The sequence below is a fragment of the Synechococcus sp. HJ21-Hayes genome (assembly GCF_024345835.1).
GTDB lineage: Bacteria > Cyanobacteriota > Cyanobacteriia > PCC-6307 > Cyanobiaceae > Vulcanococcus.
This window is the reverse complement of the sequence record NZ_JAGQBW010000010.1, coordinates 24,783-39,984: the sequence shown is the minus strand read 5'-3', so window position 1 is coordinate 39,984 and position 15,202 is coordinate 24,783. Positions and strand designations below refer to the sequence as shown.

Genomic DNA, 15,202 nt, shown 5'->3' with positions numbered 1-15,202 from the left:
GCGGAAGCTGTAGAGAACCGGCAGAGCCTCAGCCACCAATGTGCTGCTCACCACGGCGGCGGGCCCACTCCATTTGCCGCTGACGCTCGGCGAACCGTTCCCGATCAGCATCGCTGAAGCGCTCCAGGCAATGGCAGCAGCTCACACCCCGCACATAGCTGGGCAAGGCCTGATCGTCAGGGGAGACCGGCAGGCCGCAGGCATGGCAGAGGGCATAGGAGCCGGGCTCCAGGCGGTGGTTCAGGCTCACCCGCTGGTCAAACACGAAACATTCGCCCTGCCAGCTGCTGCCCTGCTCGGGCATCTCCTCGAGGTACTTGAGGATGCCCCCCTGAAGGTGATGGACCCCTTCAAACCCCTGTTGCAGGAGGTAGGCGGTGGACTTCTCGCAGCGAATGCCTCCGGTGCAGAACATGGCAATCGCCTTGGGTTGTCGCTCGGCCACTAGGGGGCGCAGCTCCCGCTCCACCCACTCCGGGAACTCCCGGAAACTGGCCGTGCCCGGATCGATCGCCCCCTCGAAGCTACCCACGGCCACCTCGTAGGCATTCCGGGTATCAATCACCAGGGTGCCTGGATCCCGGATCAGGGCATCCCATTGCTGCGGCGGCACATAGGAGCCCACCGCATCCGCCGGCTTCACCGTGGGGCACCCCATCGTGACGATCTCGCGTTTCAACCGCACCTTCAGCCGGTGAAAGGCCTGCTGGTCCGCCCAGCTCAATTTGGCCTCCAGCCCCTGCAGCCCAGGAACCACCCGCAACCGGGCGAGCACCGCCTGAACCCCAGCTTCTGGGCCACTGATGGTGCCGTTCACCCCCTCCTCCGCCAGCAGGATGGTGCCCCGCACCTGGCCCGCAGCGGCCAGCTCCTGCAGCGCAACGCGCAGCGGCGGCAGCTCCGCCATCGCGGCAAAGCAATAGAAGGCAGCCACCTGCACCCCCATGGCATCGCTCAGGAGAGCGGCTCCTCCCAGGCGCTTACGCCCGCCGCAGCCAGCAGCTCCCGATCGGCCGCCACATCGGGGTTGCCGGTGGTGAGCAGGGTGTCGCCGTAAAAGATCGAATCGGCCCCGGCCAGCAGGCAGAGCACCTGGCCCTCGCGGCTCATGGCTTCCCGTCCGGCGCTGAGGCGCACCCGGCTGCGGGGCATGAGGATGCGGGCCACCGCCACCATGCGCACCAGCTCCAGGGGATCCACCGGCGGCAGCTCCTCCAGCGGCGTACCCTCCACGGCCACCAGGGCATTGATCGGCACGCTCTCGGGGTGGGGCTCCATGGACGCCAGCACCTGCAGCAAGGAAGCCCGATCCGTGGTGCTCTCGCCCATGCCGATGATGCCGCCACAGCACATGGAGATGCCCGCCTGCCGCACCCGCGCCAGGGTTTCCAGCCGCTCCTGGTAGGTGCGGGTGGTGATGATCTGGTCGTAGTGCTCCGGACTGGTGTCCAGGTTGTGGTTGTAAGAGGTGAGGCCCGCCTCGGCCAGGCGAGCCGCCTGGCTATCGGTGAGCATGCCGGCGGTCACGCAGGCCTCCAGGCCCAACTCGCGCACACCGCGCACCATCTGCAACATCGCCTCGAAGGGAGCCCCGTCGCGGATATCGCGCCAGGCCCAACCCATGCAGAAGCGATGGGCACCAGCCTGCTTGGCCGCCTGGGCACGGGCCAGCACCGGTTCCACCTCCAGCTCCGGCCGGCCTGTCACATCGCTGCTGTTGTGCATGGACTGGGGGCAATAGGCACAGTCCTCCTCACACCCGCCGGTTTTGACGCTCAGCAGTGAGGCCAACTGCACCCGGTAGCCGGGGTTGGCCGCGCGATGCACCGCCTGGGCCTGCCAGAGCAGCTCCATCAACGGCAGTTCCAACAACGCCTGAATCTCAGCAGTGGTCCAGTCGTGGCGGAGGGTGAAGGCCGGCTGGTCGAGGGTGGCGGTCAAGAGCGGAGGAAAAGTCAGGGCGAAACGGGTTCCACGCCACCGAAGCGGCGCTGGCGGCTCTGGTAGTCGAGCAGGGCCTGCACTAGGGCCTGCTCGTTGAAATCGGGCCAAAGCACATCGGTGATATGCAGTTCGGCGTAGGCGAGCTGCCAGAGCAGGAAGTTGCTGATGCGCTGCTCACCACTGGTACGGATCAGCAGATCGGGATCGAGCTCCCCGGCAGTGTGGAGCTCGGCGGCGAAGGCCTGTTCATCAATCTGCTGAGGGTCGAGCTCCCCAAGCAAGGCTTTCTGGGCCAGGGCACGGGCGGCCCGCACCAGTTCGCGGCGACCGCCGTAATTAGTGCACACATTGAAGTGGATGCCGCGGTTGGCAGCCGTGCGAGCCTCGGCATTGGCAATCAACTCCTGCAATCCCTGGGGCAGCTGATCGAGGTCGCCGAGGAAGCGAATCCGCACCTGCTCACGCTCCAGCGCCCCCAGTTCGCGAGCCAGCACCCGTTCGAACAGGGTCATCAGGAAACTCACCTCCTCCCCGGGACGACTCCAGTTCTCCGTGGAGAAGGCATAGGCCGTAAGGGCGCCGATCCCCCAATCGCTGCAAAGCCGCAGGGTGCGCTTGAGGGCTTCCACCCCCTCGCGATGGCCCATCACGCGGGGCAAATTGCGGCGCTGCGCCCAGCGGCCATTGCCATCCATGATCACTGCCACGTGGCCAGGCAGTCGCGCCGGATCCAATCCTGCCGGGAGATCCTGGAGCGAGGGTCGATTCCCCTGGACAGGTGTGGTGGTCGCCAGGGAGCGACTCATGGAGATGAATCGGACGGATCCAGCGCCACGCTACGCCCTGCCTGCTTAGCGGCTCCCTTGGGGGTCTGGGCCATGGCCTCACTGAGGAGTTCGTGCAGGCGGCGGCTGGTGATGGGGCGCTCCAGCCGTCCCTGACGGGCCATGGAGAGGGTGCCGGTCTCCTCGGAGACCACGATGCACAGGCAGCGATCAAAGCGCTCGGTGATGCCCAGGGCCGCCAGGTGACGGGTGCCGAAGCGATTGAGGCCCTGGCGGGAGAGGGGCAGGATCACCCCCGCCGAGAGGATCCGGTTGTCCTTCACCAGCACGGCCCCATCGTGCAGGGGGGTGTCCACGGCAAAGAGGTTGAGCAGCAGATCCACCGACAGCTGCGCATCGAGGGCGATACCGGGGTTGAGAAAGTCCTCGGGGCGCAGATCGCTGCCCAGATCCAGCACGATCAAGCCACCGCGGCGCAACTGGGACAGGCGACCCGCCGCCTCACTCAGGACCGCAACGGACCCTGACGCCTGCTTGTCACCCCGCTGACTGCCGAACAGCACATCAAGGCGTCCAGTTCCCAACAGCTCCATCAGCCGTCGCAACTCGCCCTGCCAGAGGATCGCCAGGGCCAGGCTGCAGGCCAGCACCAGAGCATCCACCAGTTTGCTGGTGAGAGGCAGGTTGGCGTAACGCTGAACCACCCAGGCGAGGGCCACCAGGGTGAGATAGCCCCTCAGCAGCCAGAGGGTTCGAGGTTCGGTGACCCGGGCCAGCAGCACCACGCCCAACGCCGTGGCGAAGAGCAGGTCCAGCAATAGCCGCAGATCAAACAACCCAGATCAAAACGCTGCAGTTCAGGTTACCGGCCGTAAACGCTCTGGCAAAACGTCGTAGCGCAGCAGTTCCTCCGGCTGCTCCCGGCGCTGCACCAGTTCCGCCTGGCCGTCGTGCACCAACACCGCTGCGGGCTTGGGGATGCGGTTGTAGTTCGAGGCCATCGAGGCGTTGTAAGCACCGGTGGCCAACACTGCGAGCACATCCCCAGTGGTGGCAGGGGGAAGAGCCAGGTCCTTCAGCAACACATCGCCGGATTCACAGTGCTTGCCCGCCAGGGTCACGGTGTCCGTGGCCTCTGCCTCGGGGCGATCGGCCAGCAGGGCGGTGTACTGCGACTGATACGTGATGGGGCGGGGGTTATCGCTCATGCCGCCATCCACAGACAGATAGGTGCGTAGGCCAGGGATCTCCTTGCGGCTGCCCACGGTGTAGAGGGTGAGGCCTGCCGTGGCCACCAGCGAGCGGCCCGGCTCACAGAGCAGACGGGGCAGTGCCAGGCCGCGCTCCTCACAGGCACCGGCCACGGCCTGGGCCACGGTCCGAACCCACTCCTGAATACTCGGCGGATCGTCGCTCGCCACGTAGCGAATGCCCAGACCACCGCCCACGTTGAGGTCGGTCACGGGGTGGCCCAGGGCGCGCGCCCGCTGGAGGGCATCCGCCATGACGCCGGCCAGATCGCGGTGGGGCTGCAGCTCGAAGATCTGGGATCCGATGTGGGCATGCAAGCCAGTGAGCCGCGCCCATGGGCAGCCCTGCAGGTGTTGCAACACAGCCTCCAATTGGTCGGGGTCGAAGCCGAACTTGCTGTCGAGGTGGCCGGTGCGGATGTACTCGTGGGTGTGGCACTCGATGCCGGGCGTGAAGCGCAACATCAGGGACACGGGCTGAACGGGAACCAGGGCCGCCAGTTGTTCCAGATCGAGCCAGTTGTCCGCCACCACGGTGACGCCCAACTCCACCGCCAGTTTCAGCTCCTCGACACTCTTGTTATTGCCGTGAAACACGATCCGCTCCGGGGGCATCCCCCCGCGGATGGCCGTGAGCAGCTCCCCGGCGGACACGGCATCCAGCCCCAGCCCCTCAGCCGCCACCAGGGCTGTGATCGCCAGGCTGCTGTTGGCCTTAGAGGCATAGAGAGCCAGGGACTGGCCCGGGTAAAACCGCCTAAGGGCCTCGCGGTAGGCCTGGGCATTGCCCCGCAGGGTGGCCTCATCCAGCACATACAAGGGAGTGCCGTAACGGCGGGCCAGCTCCCCGAGATTGCAGCCCCCAACCTGCAAGCGCCCCTCGGCATCCAGGGCCGTACTGACCGGGGCCAGATTGCGATTGGGACTGGCCGTATCCCGATCCCGCTCAAACGGGCTCTCGCAGGCGATGGCCGGTGCGGACGTGCTGGTCATCGCGCGAACCAGAAGCAGTGAACAGCTCAGAATCGTAGGCAGCGCCCCGCGCAGTCACCGTGTCGAGCGAACCAAACCGTCCGGCTGAAGCCATCAGGCCCCTGGGCCCCGAGGCCCTGGAGGCGTGCCTGGAGCTGGATGGGGCAGCCCTGGGCGGCTTCTGGAATCGCCAGCAATGGCAAACAGAACTGGCGGAGGCCAAGCGCCCCTGCCTGGGGCTCTGGCTCGGAGCGCACCTGCAGGCCCTGGCCTGCGGCTGGCTGGTGGTGGACGAGCTCCACATCACGGCCGTGGCGGTGCATCCCCAGCAGCGGCGCCGCGGCCTCGGCGGCCGGGTGCTGGCGGCCCTGCTCCTGGAGGGCACGGCCCAGGGGGCCGCCCACGCCACCCTGGAGGTGGCCGTCGACAACGGCGCCGCGCAGGCCCTCTACGCCGCGGCCGGGTTTAAGACCGCCGGGATCCGTCGCGCCTACTACCGCAATGGCCAGGATGCTCTGATCCAATGGCTCAAGCTTGACCAGACAAAAGACCGCAGCTGATTTACCGCATGCCCAGGCAGTACGGATTGCCGTCCATGCCTGATGCGTAGAACCGAAAACTTTTCGGGCTTCAGTTGTGCAAATCAGGCTGGCAATCTTCAGCTGCTGCAAAGGGTTTGAGGGTGTCAAACGGCACACCACACAACCCCCTCCAACCCTGATAGGTTGGTGACACCCGCAAAAGGCCCCGCCCCATGTTCGAGCGGTTTACCGAGAAGGCCATCAAGGTGATCATGCTGGCCCAGGAGGAGGCCCGCCGCCTTGGCCACAACTTCGTCGGCACCGAGCAGATCCTGCTGGGCCTGATCGGCGAAGGCACCGGTGTGGCCGCCAAGGTGCTCAAGTCGATGGGCGTGAACCTCAAGGACGCCCGCGTTGAGGTGGAGAAGATCATCGGCCGGGGCTCCGGTTTCGTGGCCGTGGAGATCCCCTTCACACCTCGGGCCAAGCGCGTTCTGGAACTGTCCCTAGAGGAAGCCCGCCAGCTGGGCCACAACTACATCGGCACCGAGCACCTCCTGCTGGGCTTGATCCGCGAAGGCGAAGGCGTGGCCGCCCGCGTGCTGGAGAACCTCGGCGTCGACCTGGCCAAGGTGCGGACCCAGGTGATCCGCATGCTCGGCGAGACCGCCGAGGTGGCCAGCGGTGGTGGCAGCAAGGGCTCCACCAAAACCCCCACCCTCGACGAATTCGGCAGCAACCTCACCCAGCAGGCCGCCGACGGCAAGCTCGACCCCGTGGTGGGCCGCCAGAATGAGATTGAGCGGGTGATCCAGATCCTGGGGCGCCGCACCAAGAACAACCCCGTGCTGATCGGCGAGCCCGGCGTTGGCAAAACCGCCATCGCCGAGGGGCTCGCTCAGCGGATCAACTCCGGCGACATCCCGGACATCCTCGAAGACAAGCGCGTCCTCACCCTCGATATCGGCCTGCTGGTGGCCGGCACCAAGTACCGCGGTGAGTTCGAGGAGCGCCTCAAGAAAATCATGGAGGAGATCCGCGGCGCCGGGAACGTGATCCTGGTAATCGATGAGGTGCACACCCTGATCGGTGCTGGTGCCGCCGAAGGTGCCATCGACGCCGCAAACATCCTCAAGCCCGCCCTGGCCCGGGGTGAACTGCAGTGCATCGGCGCCACCACGCTCGATGAATACCGCAAGCACATTGAACGGGACGCCGCCTTGGAGCGTCGCTTCCAGCCGGTGATGGTGGGTGAGCCCTCCGTAGACGACACCATCGAGATCCTGCGGGGTCTCAGGGAGCGCTATGAGGCCCACCACCGCCTCAAGATCGCGGACGAGGCCCTAGTGGCCGCGGCCACCCTGGGCGACCGCTACATCTCCGATCGGTTCCTGCCCGACAAGGCCATTGACCTGATCGACGAGGCCGGCAGCCGCGTGCGGCTGATGAACTCCAAGCTGCCCCCAGCAGCCAAGGAAGTGGACAAGCAACTGCGCGACGTCCAGAAGCAGAAAGAGGATGCCGTCCGCGAGCAGGACTTCACCAAAGCCGGTGAGCTGCGCGATAAGGAAGTGGAGCTGCGCGAGCAGATCCGCACCATCCTCCAGACCCGCAAGGAGGACGAGGTCGCGCCAGAAACCCGCGAAGGATCCGAAGCCGTCACAGTCCCGGCCATGCCTGCTGAAGCGGCGCTCGATACCGATCGGATGCCGATGGTCACCGAAGAGGACATCGCCCAGATCGTGGCCTCCTGGACGGGCGTACCCGTTCAGAAGCTCACCGAGAGCGAATCGGCCAAGTTGCTGAATATGGAGGAAACCCTCCACCAGCGCCTCATCGGCCAGGACGAAGCCGTGAAGGCCGTCTCCCGCGCCATTCGTCGGGCCCGGGTGGGCCTCAAGAACCCCAACCGCCCGATCGCCAGCTTCATCTTCTCCGGCCCCACCGGCGTGGGCAAAACCGAACTCACCAAATCGCTGGCGGCCTACTTCTTCGGCAGCGAAGAGGCCATGATCCGCCTCGACATGTCGGAGTTCATGGAGCGCCACACCGTCAGCAAGCTGATCGGTTCGCCTCCTGGGTATGTGGGCTTCAACGAGGGCGGCCAGCTCACCGAAGCGGTGCGGCGCCGGCCTTACACCGTGGTGCTGTTCGACGAAATCGAAAAAGCCCACCCCGACGTGTTCAACCTGCTGCTGCAGCTGCTGGAAGACGGTCGCCTGACCGACTCCAAAGGCCGCACGGTGGATTTCAAGAACACCCTGATCATCATGACCTCGAACATCGGTTCGAAGGTGATCGAGAAGGGCGGCGGCGGCCTCGGCTTCGAATTCTCCGGCAGCGATGCCGAGGAAACGAACTACAACCGCATTCGCTCCCTGGTGAATGAAGAGCTGAAGCAGTACTTCCGCCCTGAATTCCTGAACCGTCTCGACGAAATCATTGTCTTCCGTCAGCTCACCCGCGACGAGGTCAAGGAGATCGCCGAGATCATGCTCAAGGAGGTGTTCGGCCGCATGGGCGAGAAGGGGATTCATCTCTCCGTCACCGAAGCGTTCAAAGAGCGGCTGGTGGAAGAGGGTTACAACCCCAGCTATGGCGCTCGTCCGCTTCGCCGCGCCGTGATGCGCTTACTGGAAGACTCCTTGGCCGAGGAATTCCTCTCCGGCAGGCTGGGCGATGGCGACTCTGCGGTGGTGGATGTAGACGACGCCAAACAGGTGGTCATCCGCAAAACCACGGAGTCTGTGGCCATGCCCGCCCTAGCTGGAGCTGGGGCCTGATCAAGGCCAAAGATCAGTTCAACCAGCACCATCCAATCAAGACCACTGCAAACCCAAAGCGGAGACCATTCACAATGGCTCCGCTTTTTTTGCAGCATGTTCACTACAGCCGAAGGCTGGCTTCACCAATAGTTGTCCACCGGCTAGCCATCTTCAGGGCGCCAACTCCTAGCAGGACTCAGCCAAGCTCGTCGACATCTCGCCTCCAGGCACTGATGACTGGCAGCCTAGATCAACTCGAGATCCAACAAGAAACAACCCATTGGCTCTCAAGCCACTGCTCCCTTGGCAACCCTTGTAGGGAGGGAACCTAGCCAAGGTCCGATGGGAATAATGCCTTGTGCATAGCCACACACGTATTCATACACGTGTGAACCAGAATCCTTCAAGGCTGAACGGAACAAGCACAGGATTTCAGCGAGACAGCATGCGAATCATGCCACCAGCAAGACACGCAAACGATTACGGCAACACGAGCAACAACCAACGCTACGCCATTCTGTAGCCATAGACACAGAAGCCCGAGAGCATATGCAAGAAAAGGATAGAACATTTCGAATATCAGATATACGGGGGAAGCAGTAAGGTGCCCTATAATTCAACAAAAGTGAGGCATGCCTGGCTCACCAACTTACGAACACCGGATCCAGGGACTTCCTAGGGAACCTAGGAGGGCGCATACTGATTGCAAGCGAACATCGGATCCTCCTGTCAGCTATTCAAGCCATACTCAGCCTAGAGCAAGCATTAGACCACCAACTCACAGACTCAGAAAGCGACGCCATAGTCAATCTCCAATCCAGACCCCACGGACTTCTCATCTGCACACAAGGCCTGAGCCTCGGGAGCGGAGCTAGTCTAGTTAAGCAAGCTAGATCGATCCAAACAGATCTAGCCATTCTTTTCCTTATCAACAAAAAATCAGAGCTTAAAATAACAAGGCAGATCGATCCTTTTTGCAACGCCATCATTGCCGAATGGGACTTAGGCCATCCAGAGGAACCACTAGCATCCGCATTTCTGACAATAGCAGAAACCATCACTACCTACCGTAGCACCTCGATTCGAGCTTACATCCAAGAATCGCAAAGGCACGCCGCCGAAAATCTCACGCCACGAGAAAAGACAGTTCTAGACTTGATCCTCACTGGGATGAGCAACAAAGAAATCGCGGACCAACTTTTCTTGAGCCCCTCAACAGTCAAGAGCTACAGCCGTGATGTGATACGAAAACTTGGCGTGAAGAACCGCCAACAGGCCATCCTGCGCGCCATCGAGCTTGGGCTACTAGAGCAGCAGCCATGAAGAGACCAATAGCGAGAGTAGTTTTCCTGGCTATTGCGATAAAACTTGGTATCGCATCAATTCCCACATTAGCTCAACAGAATTCGGCCAATTCGAGCGCCGCATCAAACACAACCGGAACCAGCATTAACAACCAGAACAATACACAAGTTAACACCAGCGCCTTCTATGGGTTTGGACCCGGCATCAACTGCCCCACACCCACTCTAAGCATCTCTGGCTTCCAAGGAAACTCCAACGGCCTAACAAATTCAGAACTCAACACGAACGTTGCCAACAGAAATCTTGGCGGGATGATTACTCTTACCGTACCCATCGGACCAAACTATGGGGATGTCTGCCGACAGATCGGCGAACGGCAGTTAGCTCTCTACGATGTTCAGATCGCGAGGGCAGCAGCCGAATCCCGCAAGACCTTGGCTGATGTGATGCTGGTAACAGCGCTGAAATGCGTAGAAGTATCCCGCTTGGCCGTATTAACAGATCAGTTTGCCGAGCTCTGTCGAGGGGTCAATGTGATTGGTGTTCGCAATTACGTTACGCCTCCAACACGAGCAGAACGGTCAACATCGCCGGCCTCCCCCGCTGATGTCACCCAACCCCTATTGGTCCCCCTGTTGAAACCACCACCGCCAGTTGCTGGTGTCAAGGGGCCCACAAGCCAGCCCCTGCCAGCCAAAACCGACAATGCTGGCAACGGTGGAATTGCCATACCTGCCCAGGGTTCAGTGCACACGCAACCCGGAGAGTCACCCGGAAAAAAATAATCCGGAGATCCCGTGAATCACCCCCAAGGGGGGTGGGCAGCCCAGTGAGCAATACAAGATCATAGAGCTGCAGCTCCCTGCATCCATGATGCAGATGAGCGTCACTAATCACTTCGCTCACCAACATGGCTTCCAATTTCTTGAAGCTCGCACGGACGCTGGCAGCAGCCGGCCTCGTCGCTGGCACTGGCAGCGCCTGGGCACAAACGTCCGTGACCAACACGGCCTCTGCCACCATCCGCGTCAATCCCTACTCCGTCACCGCCACCTACGACAAGTCCTCGTCGGCAGCAGTGCAGGCGAACGGCGTTGGTGGTTTCAACCTGAATAATGCGGCCGCCGGAAATTACGTCAATCCGTTGGACGGTATCTCCGCTATTGGAGTTACGGCTGGATTCACTCCAGCAACAAAATCAATGTTTAACCAGGGCGCCAACAGCTGTGTTACCACGATTTGCAGCAACACCGCTTCTTCCCTGCTGTCTGTTGCCAATGCCAACCCGGTTCTGGCCGACGTCTATGCGGTCACCGACACGACTGGCACCTTCAGCCTGGACATTTCCAGCAAGAATGCTGACCGTTTCACTAGCCGGAACACCATCACCAGCCCATCGGGTTCGGACATCGGCGTCAAAACCTCCGGTGCTTCGTCCTATCAGGTGACCCAGCAGGGCGTGGCCGGCATTACAGCCACTGTACTTAGCCCGACCAAGGTGGAAATGAACACCGATGCCGCCGGGGGTGGCAGCACCGGTCAGATCTCCCTGACCGCGAAGAGCCTGTCCAATGGCGTGCAGGAGACCTACTCCACCAGCGGTTCCGTCAGTGTAGATGGGGCATCGGCCTACGTGAAGGCCAACACCACCAACCATATCGCCCTGAATGCGGTCAACGCAACCATTGACGGCAGGCAGACCATCGGCGGCGCAACATTCACCAACACGGATATCGTCGCCACAACCTTCAGAAGGGACTACAAGAATGCTGAGGGTGAGCTAGTGACCGATCAAGCGGCTGTGCTGTCCTCTGGCAACTACATTGCCAAGGACAAGGACAAGGGTTCCACCTCACTAAAAATCACCGCAGATCCGGCCGACCAGCTGCGGACTATCGACCCCTCGGGCGTTACAAGAGACAAACTCCTTGGTAACTCTGTGACCAAGGAAGCGGCACCTGGTGTCGATCCGAAAACTGGCACCATCACCCTGCCCGACTTCTCCACCCAGACGCTCACCGCCAGTGGCGTCGCCTGGGTGGGTTCGGGCGGAAGCAGCGCCAGCCAGATCAGAACGAGTTCTGCTCTTACTGCCGGCAAGGCCATTGCTGCAGGCAATCGTGGCGACAATGCTGTTTCCAACGTCTCCATCAACAGCGCCGCTGGCGGTGGCGGTGTGAACACCATCACCTCCGGTGGTTTCGGTAACACTGTCAACCTGACGACCACCTTCGACATGACCGTCTTCGGTCGCTGATTCTCACTGAATCAGGTGCCGACAACCTTTAGTTGACATTTCGTCGCTGACTTGACTGGGGTAGCCATCTCGGCCGCCCCGGTTTTCCATACCTCCCAAGCCCACTCCCTAGCCACCATGGCTGTTCTTCATCGAATTGTTCGGCCCTTGACTGTCACGCTATGGCTTGCTAGTTTGGCAATAGGGCCCGCTCATGCGGGTTATACCGTTACGAAAGAAGTGCAGGGCACACTGACGGTGAATGCACCCAGCGGCAATGCCACGGCAAACACGGCCCAAGGCTTTGTGTTTTCAGCCACAAATATGTCGTTTTCTGGGCCTATTTCTACAGGCAGCACCGTAAACGCGTTTAATGCCACCGCCAGTACAGTGGTTGGTACAGAATCAAAAATGTCGCTGTCGGTGAGCACCCCAGATCTCACACCAGCGACCGGTTCCGCAGGCTTGAACAACATTGTGTTGCCAGGTTTTTCCAACCAAACTTACACCGCTGGTGGTGATGGAACAGGCATGCAATTCAACATCAGCCCCGCCGGTGTGATTCAACCCCCAGACCGTATCAACGCTGGTACCAGCTTCACCACACGTCGAGGCTCCACCCTCTCAGTGTTCTGACGCTTGAAACCGAAGACTCAACCTCCCCCTATCCCGATGGCCTGCTGTCAGCCCGATAGAACTCTGCGGCTCTCCTCTTCAGCCCTGTTCACGGCCTTCAGCCTAGCGAGAATACTGCGGCTTCCCTTGATCCTGTTGCTTACGAACCAAGGGTTGCCTGTGTTAGCGCAACAGGCAGGAACCATCGGCAGCAGCACCTCCACCACTGTCAGTCGCCAGCTGATGACGACCGAAAGCACGACCACCATCAATAACCTCAGCCAATCCTTGATCATGACTGCCAGTGGTGTCAGCATGTCTGGCGGTGGAGGCAACCTCATCCAATCCAGTCTGCAGAACTACACACTGTTCACGCCCAACGGTTCTGTCCCCACCCTTCTGCGTACAACGGAGATCAACCCATTGGTAACATTTGCTCCTGCAAGTACCGGGGCGGACCTTCAGCTCTCGATTACCAATGAGCTGCCCGGCATTAAATCTGTAACAGTAACAGGCTCTAAAAGTGATGTACAAAGCACAACCAATACATTCTCCGTATACACAGCTCCTCTGAGCCAATGAAGGCCTTCCTAGCAAAAGCCGTTGTGGCTACTGGCCTGGTCAGCTGCTCCCCCCTAATCAGCCATGCTCAAACGCTTGGCGCGTCTTTTGGCGTCCAAGTTCTGCTTGACACGGGCAGGGTTCTCCAAAACAGTCAGATCTACACCCGACAGCGCGGTATCGGAGCCACGAATCTCGACACCATTCTCACCGTCCCAGCACCAGCAATACCCCTGCCAAGCAGCATCGCTGAAACCCCGCTACCGATCATCCAGGCCGACATACCGAGCGACTTTCGCCTGAGCATCACGAACACAGATCAAATAGAGAATACTCAAAAGATTTTAAAAAGCAGCAATGCTTCCATCACTATCACCAGTTCGCCAACTACAATCCAACTCCGCTGAGATCTGGTCATGCGAAGAACTGCTATCTACGATCAAATGCCAATCAGGGCCAGAGAGTTTCAGGCTTGGGTTATAGCAGCTCTAGGCGCACTCACTCTTTTCGCACCCCTTTCCGTCCGCGCCCAATTGCATCAGACTGGCTTTACATACGGCATCACCTCAACAGGATTCAGCCATCAGCAGCGCATCAGAAACAATGCTGCCAATATCACAGACATGCAAACTACACGCAGCAATCTCAATATGAGCAATCCAAGCCAATACACACGCATCGACCCGAGCAATCCAGATATTGACTTTCTTCAGCAGCAAACAATCACCAATCAACGTGCAGAGAGCCGCAACCAAGCCCTCATCCTCAACGACAACTTTTCGTTTAGCGTATTTCGCAACAATCAGCTTCAGCCCCCGAATTAAACAAAGTGGAAGATGACAACATCCTCACACATCCTAGTGCTATAAACTGAGTTACTACATCAATGGCTCGACAGCCTGCCCACTATCGAACCCCTCCTGCATTGGCATCGTTGCTAGTGCTCGCTGTCGTTGTCGTTGATCTAGGCCAGCCTGCTTATAGCCAACTCAGCAGCTACTCCACATCGGAAACGCGTCTCGAAAATGCACCGCTCCAGGTGCAAGCTACTTTTGACAATATCAGCAAGATCTCAATCACCAGCAGTGGTGTTGTGGGGCTCAAGAGCCCTTGGTCTGGCATTCCAGTGGATTTCAGCCGCCAGGGTGGGCCTAGTCCCAATTTCTACGATCCTTCCGGAGCAATTCAGTCCAACCTCACAACCGCCAACGGTCCTTGCCTGAACGCTGCGGTGTTTTCAGCAGCATGTGCCGAAACAATGCCAACCTTGCGTTATGAAGCGGGCAAGGCCACACTTGCCGATTACTACGCAATCACGGATCCCAATACATCATTTAACATCAACATCAGCACCATTAATCCAGATCAGCCCAGTAGCCTCAATGTGATTCGCCCTTCACGGGGTGGGGTCTTGATACCCAACACGCAAGCTGGGGCAAGCCGCTATGAGATCACCGTCCCAGGAGGTACCGGCATGGTGATCAGCACCGACGAGCAAGGTGGGATTTTCCTGGATGCATCTAAAGCCACAGCCGGAGCTAAAGGCTCTGTATCCATGGTGAGTGTCACCGCCGCCGCCGATCAGACAGCGATCACCCAGAGCACCGCAGAGGTGAGTCTTGATCCACCAACAGCGAGGGTAGAAGCCAATCGTGTCAATATGGTGAACGCCGCTGGTGCCAATGTCAATGCAATTGGGCGCGGCTGCACTATTGATAGCCAAGGCAGCCCATCAGGATCTACATGCACTGTGGGGGTTATCGCCACAACGGAGCGGTTTCAGGTCTGGGATCCCGTCCAACGTCAACCCGTGCAATTGACCCGACCAAGACTCATCGATGCAGACTATGTTAAGGCAAACCCAAAACTGCTGCATTCAACCGCCAATCTTACAGCCCTACAGGCAGACACAAACCAGCGTTTCGCCACCATATGCGATGCAAACAACCTACAATGCAGGTATCTTACGGAAGAGAATGAAGCCAGTAACGGCCTTCGCCATCAAGCCATTATTCCAATCAACGAGTTACCGTTAGCCAACTCCACTCTCACAACCATTCTGCTTCCATCCTATTCCACTCAAGTCTTCAGTGCTGGCGGTGTGGCATCCGATGGCCTTGGTGCAGTGATGCGATCTGCAGATGGCAGTGGCAACAGCATGAATAACGTGGGCACAGGAACAACCACGCGCCTGGAAACCACCAATACAATCATCATGCGCAGATAAGCAGCGCATTTGCCCATCAAG

15 protein-coding genes are annotated in these 15,202 nt (G+C 60.1%); 10 read left to right on the top strand and 5 right to left on the bottom strand.

The genetic code is table 11. From position 1 onward, the window contains the following. Positions 1-28: 28 nt before the first annotated feature. Genes trhO through lysA form a run of 5 tightly spaced genes read right to left on the bottom strand, consistent with a single transcriptional unit; the run spans position 29 to position 4,972 of the window. Positions 29-946 (bottom strand): oxygen-dependent tRNA uridine(34) hydroxylase TrhO, encoded by a 918-nt coding sequence (gene trhO, locus KBZ14_RS09300; protein WP_255118048.1) that lies wholly within the window; start codon positions 944-946, stop codon positions 29-31. Between the two features lie 8 nt (positions 947-954). Beyond that, positions 955-1,941, bottom strand: a complete 987-nt coding sequence (bioB, locus tag KBZ14_RS09295; RefSeq protein ID WP_255118047.1) for a biotin synthase BioB — start codon at positions 1,939-1,941, stop codon at positions 955-957. A 14-nt stretch (positions 1,942-1,955) separates the two neighbouring features. Next, positions 1,956-2,750: an undecaprenyl pyrophosphate synthase gene (gene uppS / locus KBZ14_RS09290; RefSeq protein WP_255118046.1), complete on the bottom strand. Its 795-nt coding sequence runs from the start codon at positions 2,748-2,750 to the stop codon at positions 1,956-1,958. Further along, complete coding sequence (locus KBZ14_RS09285) at positions 2,747-3,556, bottom strand: diadenylate cyclase (protein ID WP_255118124.1); 810 nt, start codon at positions 3,554-3,556, stop codon at positions 2,747-2,749. The genes uppS and KBZ14_RS09285 overlap by 4 nt, the downstream gene beginning before the upstream one ends. Before the next feature lie 30 nt (positions 3,557-3,586). Further along, positions 3,587-4,972, bottom strand: coding sequence for a diaminopimelate decarboxylase (gene lysA / locus KBZ14_RS09280; RefSeq protein WP_255118045.1), 1,386 nt, complete (start codon positions 4,970-4,972; stop codon positions 3,587-3,589). Positions 4,973-5,031: 59 nt separating this feature from the next. Between lysA and KBZ14_RS09275 the strand changes: the two genes are divergently transcribed. The 10 genes from KBZ14_RS09275 to KBZ14_RS09230 all read left to right on the top strand — a co-directional run bounded on the left by KBZ14_RS09275 (position 5,032) and on the right by KBZ14_RS09230 (position 15,181). Beyond that, complete coding sequence (locus KBZ14_RS09275; protein ID WP_255118044.1) at positions 5,032-5,511, top strand: GNAT family N-acetyltransferase; 480 nt, start codon at positions 5,032-5,034, stop codon at positions 5,509-5,511. A gap of 194 nt (positions 5,512-5,705) precedes the next feature. After that, positions 5,706-8,255: an ATP-dependent Clp protease ATP-binding subunit gene (locus tag KBZ14_RS09270; RefSeq protein WP_255118043.1), complete on the top strand. Its 2,550-nt coding sequence runs from the start codon at positions 5,706-5,708 to the stop codon at positions 8,253-8,255. A 618-nt stretch (positions 8,256-8,873) separates the two neighbouring features. Beyond that, entirely contained in the window at positions 8,874-9,560 is a 687-nt protein-coding gene (locus tag KBZ14_RS15850; RefSeq protein WP_315856140.1) for a helix-turn-helix transcriptional regulator, read from the top strand. Then, complete coding sequence (locus tag KBZ14_RS09260) at positions 9,557-10,327, top strand: hypothetical protein (RefSeq protein ID WP_255118042.1); 771 nt, start codon at positions 9,557-9,559, stop codon at positions 10,325-10,327. The genes KBZ14_RS15850 and KBZ14_RS09260 overlap by 4 nt, the downstream gene beginning before the upstream one ends. 125 nt (positions 10,328-10,452) lie before the next feature. Further along, positions 10,453-11,799 (top strand): hypothetical protein, encoded by a 1,347-nt coding sequence (locus KBZ14_RS09255; RefSeq protein WP_255118041.1) that lies wholly within the window; start codon positions 10,453-10,455, stop codon positions 11,797-11,799. 117 nt (positions 11,800-11,916) lie between these two features. Beyond that, on the top strand, positions 11,917-12,414 hold the full coding sequence (locus tag KBZ14_RS09250) for a hypothetical protein (protein ID WP_255118040.1): 498 nt from the start codon (positions 11,917-11,919) through the stop codon (positions 12,412-12,414). A gap of 126 nt (positions 12,415-12,540) precedes the next feature. Next, the gene (locus tag KBZ14_RS09245) at positions 12,541-12,975 is read left to right on the top strand and encodes a hypothetical protein (protein WP_255118039.1); all 435 of its coding nucleotides are present in this window, start codon (positions 12,541-12,543) and stop codon (positions 12,973-12,975) included. Continuing rightward, positions 12,972-13,361, top strand: coding sequence for a hypothetical protein (locus KBZ14_RS09240; protein WP_255118038.1), 390 nt, complete (start codon positions 12,972-12,974; stop codon positions 13,359-13,361). Before KBZ14_RS09245 ends, KBZ14_RS09240 begins: the two co-directional genes overlap by 4 nt. A gap of 9 nt (positions 13,362-13,370) precedes the next feature. Next, positions 13,371-13,778, top strand: a complete 408-nt coding sequence (locus tag KBZ14_RS09235; protein ID WP_255118037.1) for a hypothetical protein — start codon at positions 13,371-13,373, stop codon at positions 13,776-13,778. A 116-nt stretch (positions 13,779-13,894) separates the two neighbouring features. Next, positions 13,895-15,181 carry a hypothetical protein gene (locus KBZ14_RS09230; protein ID WP_255118036.1) on the top strand — a complete coding sequence of 429 codons (1,287 nt, stop codon included), beginning with the start codon at positions 13,895-13,897 and terminating at the stop codon, positions 15,179-15,181. Positions 15,182-15,202 lie beyond the last annotated feature (21 nt).